This window comes from Flavobacterium sp. (genome assembly GCF_029242675.1).
GTDB lineage: Bacteria > Bacteroidota > Bacteroidia > Flavobacteriales > Flavobacteriaceae > Flavobacterium.
Genome location: NZ_JAQWTM010000155.1, coordinates 1 through 5,811, shown reverse-complemented (window position 1 = coordinate 5,811; position 5,811 = coordinate 1). Strand labels below are relative to the sequence as shown.

Annotated in this window: 6 protein-coding genes; 5 read left to right on the top strand and 1 reads right to left on the bottom strand. The window is 37.0% G+C overall.

Annotation, left to right across the window (positions count from 1 at the left end):
* Together P8M54_RS06165 and P8M54_RS06160 are read left to right on the top strand one after the other, a co-directional pair.
* Positions 1-900 (top strand): alanine dehydrogenase (locus tag P8M54_RS06165; protein ID WP_300286305.1); only part of this gene is annotated, 900 nt, incomplete at its 5' end.
* A 35-nt stretch (positions 901-935) separates the two neighbouring features.
* On the top strand, positions 936-1,313 hold the full coding sequence (locus tag P8M54_RS06160; protein ID WP_300286304.1) for a DUF4258 domain-containing protein: 378 nt from the start codon (positions 936-938) through the stop codon (positions 1,311-1,313).
* Positions 1,314-1,509: 196 nt separating this feature from the next.
* On the opposite strand, the gene ung is transcribed toward P8M54_RS06160, so the two are convergent.
* On the bottom strand, positions 1,510-2,184 hold the full coding sequence (gene ung, locus P8M54_RS06155) for a uracil-DNA glycosylase (RefSeq protein WP_300286302.1): 675 nt from the start codon (positions 2,182-2,184) through the stop codon (positions 1,510-1,512).
* A 167-nt stretch (positions 2,185-2,351) separates the two neighbouring features.
* Here ung and P8M54_RS06150 point away from each other — a divergent pair, with 167 nt between their 5' ends.
* From P8M54_RS06150 to P8M54_RS06140, 3 genes are all read left to right on the top strand, one after another.
* Positions 2,352-4,517: a DNA mismatch repair protein MutS gene (locus P8M54_RS06150; RefSeq protein ID WP_300286300.1), complete on the top strand. Its 2,166-nt coding sequence runs from the start codon at positions 2,352-2,354 to the stop codon at positions 4,515-4,517.
* A gap of 88 nt (positions 4,518-4,605) precedes the next feature.
* Positions 4,606-4,857, top strand: coding sequence for a hypothetical protein (locus P8M54_RS06145; protein WP_300286298.1), 252 nt, complete (start codon positions 4,606-4,608; stop codon positions 4,855-4,857).
* Between the two features lie 645 nt (positions 4,858-5,502).
* Positions 5,503-5,808 carry a GIY-YIG nuclease family protein gene (locus P8M54_RS06140; protein ID WP_300286296.1) on the top strand — a complete coding sequence of 102 codons (306 nt, stop codon included), beginning with the start codon at positions 5,503-5,505 and terminating at the stop codon, positions 5,806-5,808.
* Positions 5,809-5,811 lie beyond the last annotated feature (3 nt).

Here is a 5,811-nt window from a genome sequence, read left to right as displayed (position 1 = left end):
GTAGAGCCACCAACGCTTGAAGAAATTGAGATGATGAACAGCCAAACGATATTGATTTCGGCTATTCAACTTAAAACCAAACAGAAAAGCTATTTTGAAGCCTTAACAAAGAAAAAAATTACGGCTTTAGCATTTGAATATATTAAAGACGAAGGCGGAACCTATCCTGCTGTAAAATCGTTGAGCGAAATCGCAGGAACAGCTTCGATATTAATCGCTGCCGAATTAATGATAACAACCGAATTTGGAAAAGGGTTGCTTTTTGGAAACATTACAGGCGTTCCTCCTACCGAAGTGGTGATTTTAGGTGCGGGAACTGTAGGAGAATTTGCAGCCAAAACCGCAATAGGATTGGGTGCCAATGTAAAAGTGTTTGACAACTCAATCACCAAACTACGAAGATTACAGAATAATTTAAACCAACGCATTTTTACGTCTACCATTCAGCCGAAAACATTGTTAAAAGCGCTGCGACGTTGTGATGTAGCCATTGGCGCCATGCGTGGTAAGGAACGTACACCTGTTGTAGTTACAGAAACCATGGTGGAGCACATGAAAAAAGGTGCCGTAATCGTTGATGTAAGCATTGATACTGGCGGTTGTTTTGAAACTTCGGAAGTGACGTCGCACGAAAAACCAACCTTCATCAAAAGTAACGTTTTGCATTATTGCGTTCCCAATATTCCGTCTCGCTATTCTAAGACTGCCTCGTTGTCGATTAGTAATATCATAACCCCATATTTAATTCAAATTGCTGATGATGGAGGTATCGAAAGTGCGATTCGATGTGACAAAGGGCTTAAATGTGGCGTTTACTTGTACCACGGAATCCTAACTAACAAGGCCATTGGAGAATGGTTTGATTTACCCAATAACGACATCAATTTAATTGTGTTTTAAATAATCTTTCCGCTACCTTTGCAAAAAAAATAGTCATGAAGTTTGTACATCGTTTTGCCTACTACCTAGTGGGTTTAGTTATAGGTTGTTTTTTTGTAGCACTTGTTTTTAGCGGGAAAGATACGCGTTGCAGTTATTTCCCTAATTCACGCGTTTTGAATGACCTTCGCAATAAACCTTTTGAATATTCTGAAAAAGCAACAGCAGTATTGGCTGAGCCTTGGATAGATCAAACCGATATTAAAAATTCTTTGACTTTTGGTGATGTGGATTTTGATAAAAGTGACACCGAATTTGGGAAAAACGCCAAATTATACATAATTGAAGGCAAGACAGCTAAAAATGTAGACATCATTCTAACCGTCGAAAACCGACCAAGCAAAGCTATTCTAGTAGATATTACTCGAAAATAATTTCACTTTATTACTGAAATCGAAAAACCACTTTTGTTAGTAAAACGAAAGTGGTTTTTTTTATCAATTCGTGGTAGCTTCTACCCCTATTATTAAATCCTCAAATTATCATATCGGAATACTTCACAGTTGGCAATTACTTCAAAGATTGATGCTTGGTGCAGTTTTATAAATAGTGCCATTTTAAATTTACAAATTACACAGACCAATCAATCGGTTTTTTGTCCTTGGCTTCCAAATACGCATTCGCCTTACTAAAATGCTTATTACCGAACCATTTTCCTTGATTAGCGCTCAGTGGCGACGGATGTCCTGATTCTAAAACGAAATGCTTGGTTCTATCAATTTTGCTTCCTTTTTTATGTGCAAAAGCGCCCCATAACATAAAAACAATGCCTTCTTTTTGAGTAGAAATTTCTTGAATGACCGCATCGGTGAAGAGATTCCATTTTAAATGTTTGTGACTATTGGCTTGGTCTTTTCGAACAGTTAACCCTGCATTTAAAAGTAATACGCCTTGTTTAGCCCATTTTTCTAAATTGCCCGATGTTGGCATAAATAATTGCTCCAAATCATCATTTAGTTCTCTAAAAATGTTTCGTAACGAAGGTGGAATTTTCACACCGTCGTTTACTGAGAATGCTAAACCATTCGCTTCTCCCTCGCCATGATAAGGATCTTGCCCTATAATGACCAATTTTAAATCAGCAAGCTGACAATAGTCAAAAGCAGCCAAGATTAAATCCTCAGGCGGAAAGCATTTTGTGTTTTGGTATTCCGCTGTCAACTGAACTTTTAATTCTTGAAAATAGGGTTTTTCCAGTTCATTAGAGAGTAGTGCTTCCCATTGCGGTGGTAGTTGTAATTGCATTATTTTTTAGGCTTAAGAACACAAAGATACACAGAGATTTTTATACGGATTTAGAATTATAGATTTTTTCTATTGCGGTGCCAATAAACATTAGTTAAACTTGCTAATAATATATAAAAGAGTCTACACTATTAACTATTTTTGTAGCAAAGAAGCAACTCATCCTAATGATATCTATAACAGAAAAAACTTTACAAGATTTACAATTTCCAACGGTTCTTGAAACGATTTCAAGTATTTGTAATACCGAAATTGGTAAAGAGAAAGCCCTAAATATTACTCCCTTTAAAGACAAAGAAAGCTTGATGCAAGCCTTGATGCAAACATCAGAATACGTTTCGTCTTTTCAAAATAACAATGCTATTCCGAATCACGGATTTGACGCTATCAACCATGAAATCAAGTTTCTTGCTATCGAGGACAGTTTTCTCGAAGTAGGAAGTTTTAGAAAAATAGCCACTCTGGCCTCTACCGTTAACTTTTTGTTGAATTTCTTGCGCAAATTTGATGATTATTATCCCAATATCAATGCTCGTGCCGCTCGAGTAGAGTTGACCAAAGATATCGTTCACATGATTGATGATGTGGTCGATAAATATGGCGAAATAAAGGATAACGCTTCTCCAGTGCTTTTGGACACGAGACGCAGCATGAATAGTGTTCGCGGTAAGGTGAATCAAAGTTTTGGTGTCGCTATGTCACATTACAATGGCCTAGGATACTTGGATGACATTAAAGAAAGTTTTGTTCAAAACCGTCGCGTACTTGCTGTTTTAGCGATGTACCGACGTAAAGTAAAGGGAAGTAATTTAGGAAGTTCCAAAACAGGAAGTATCGCTTATGTAGAACCTGAAATGACCTTGCAATATTCCAGAGAATTGAGCAATTTAGAATACGAAGAAAAAGAGGAAATCACGCGTATCTTAAAGCAATTGTCGAATTCTATTCGGCCGTATTTACCGTTACTGATTGAATACCAAGAATTCCTAAGTGATATTGATGTAGTTGCGGCTAAAGCCAAATATGCGAACAAAATCAACGGAATCTTACCGACAATCACCGATCAGCGTCGCATGTATTTTAGAGATGCCTACCACCCTATTTTGTTTTTAAACAATAAACAGAAGAACGAAATCACGCATCCGCAAACAATTGAATTAGGGCAGGAAAACCGCATTATCGTAATCTCCGGACCCAATGCTGGTGGTAAAACGATCTCATTGAAAACAGTGGGATTACTCCAATTAATGCTTCAATCCGGTATGTTGATTCCGGTACACGAACGTTCAGAGACCTTTTTATTTGACAGAATACTTACAGACATTGGTGACAACCAATCTATTGAAAATCATTTAAGTACCTATAGTTACCGATTAAAGAACATGAACTACTTCTTGAAGAAGTGCAACAGTAAAACCATGTTCTTAATTGATGAATTTGGTACAGGTTCCGATCCCGAATTAGGAGGTGCATTAGCCGAAATTTTCTTGGAAGAATTTTACCATCGAGAAGCTTTTGGAATTATCACCACACACTACTCCAACTTAAAAATTTTAGCAAACGAATTGCCTTTTGCGACCAATGCCAATATGATGTTCGACGAGAAATCATTAGAACCGATGTACAAACTGGCATTAGGACAAGCGGGAAGTTCGTTTACCTTTGAAGTAGCGCTTAAAAACGGAATTCCGTTTAGCCTTATCAATCGTGCCAAGAAAAAGATTGAAGTGGGGAAAGTTCGTTTTGACAAAACCATTGCTACCCTTCAAAAAGAACGTTCTAAGCTTGAAAAAACATCTCAAACTCTTAAAGAAGAAGAGACTAAAGCACGTGAAGAAGGTAAAAAGATGGAAACCATCAATGTCAAGATAAAGCAAAAGCTAGAAAGTTACCAAGAGCTTTATGATAGCAATCAAAAGACGATTTATATTGGTCAAAAAATAGAAGATATTGCGGAGAAATATTTCAATAATAAAAACAAAAAAGAGCTCCTAGGTGAATTTTTGAAAATTATCGAAATCGAGAATTCTAAACGTAAAAAAGCAACAGCAAAAGAGACCAAGGCAATCGCTATAAAAAAGAAGGAAGTTATCGAAGAAGCAACTCTTGTTGTTGAAGAAATTCGCAAGGAAAAGAAAGAGAAAAAATTAAAGGTCGTAGTCGAAAAACCAAAACCTATTTTAAAAGTCGGTGACCGCGTACGCATGTTTGATGGTCGCGCCGTAGGAACAATTGATGTAATTGAAAAGAATAAAGCAACAGTAAATTATGGTGTGTTTACCTCAAAAGTGAGTTTAGAGGCTTTGGAATTTGTAGAGGCGGGTAAAAAGTAGTTAAAGTCATTGCGAGAAACAAATCGACGTTATTAAAATCATTGCGAAGTACGACGCAATCCAACTTGGTTGCTCATCTTTAGTGCTTGTGCTACTACTTAATTTAGCTTCCTTTGTTGGTGCGATTGCTTTAAGGCTCAAATTCGTTGCTCGTGTTCGTGCTATTGCTTCTAGAATCAAATTTGTTGCTCGTGATAGTGCGATTGCTTCGTTCCTCAATATTATTGGTAGTATCCGTCCCATAGCTTTAATACTCAAATTTGTTGCTCGTGTTAGTGCGATTGCTTCGTTCCTCGCAATGACTAGCGAAACAAAGAAACAAAAAAACACACACAACTAAAGTCATTGCGAGGTACGACGCAATCCTACTAAGTTGCTCAAAATTCGTGCTTGTGGTAATGCTAAATTATTTTGCTCGTGCTAGCGCGATCGCTTCAATCCCCAAATGAATTGCTCGTGGTAGTGGGATTGCTTCAAGGCTCAAATGCATTGCTCGTGATAGTTCGATTGCTTCGTTCCTCGCAATGACTCGTGAAACAAAAAATCAAACACAACTAAAGTCATTGCGAGGTACGACGCAATCCTACTAAGTTGCTCAAAATTCGTGCTAGTATTACTACTAAATTAAGTTGCTCATATTAGTGCGATTGCTTGAAAGCTCAAATAAGTTACTCTTGTTAATGCGATTGCTTCAAGAATCAATTTTGCTGCTCGTGTTAGTGCGATTGCTTCGTCCCTCGCAACAACCTGCGAAGAAAAAAACAAACACAACTAAAGTCATTGCGAGGTACGACGCAATCCTACTAGGTTGCTCAAAATTCGTGCTTATGCTAACACTTAATTTTGCTGCTCGTGTTAGTGCGATTACTTCAAAGACCAAATGATTTGCTCGTGTTAGTGTGATTGCATCGTTCCTCGCAATGACCTGTGAAACAAAAAAAATTATAACTTTATACAATTGTTTCTATAACATAAGTCTCAAAGTATGAAGCCAGGATTCATTTACATCATTACAAATAAGTATCAAACGGTAGTTTATACTGGAGTGACTTCAAATCTTCCTCGTAGAATTTTAGAACACAAAGAAAAAAGAAACCCAAAATCGTTCTCTGCTCGATACAGTTTGAATATTCTAGTTTATTATGAACATTTTCAATGGATTGGTGATGCTATCGCAAGAGAAAAACAAATTAAAGCCGGTTCAAGAGAGGCTAAAAATAATTTAATACGCTCGATAAACCCTAGTTGGAATGATTTGTATGATGATATTAAAGATATCATGACTGTTTAAAAG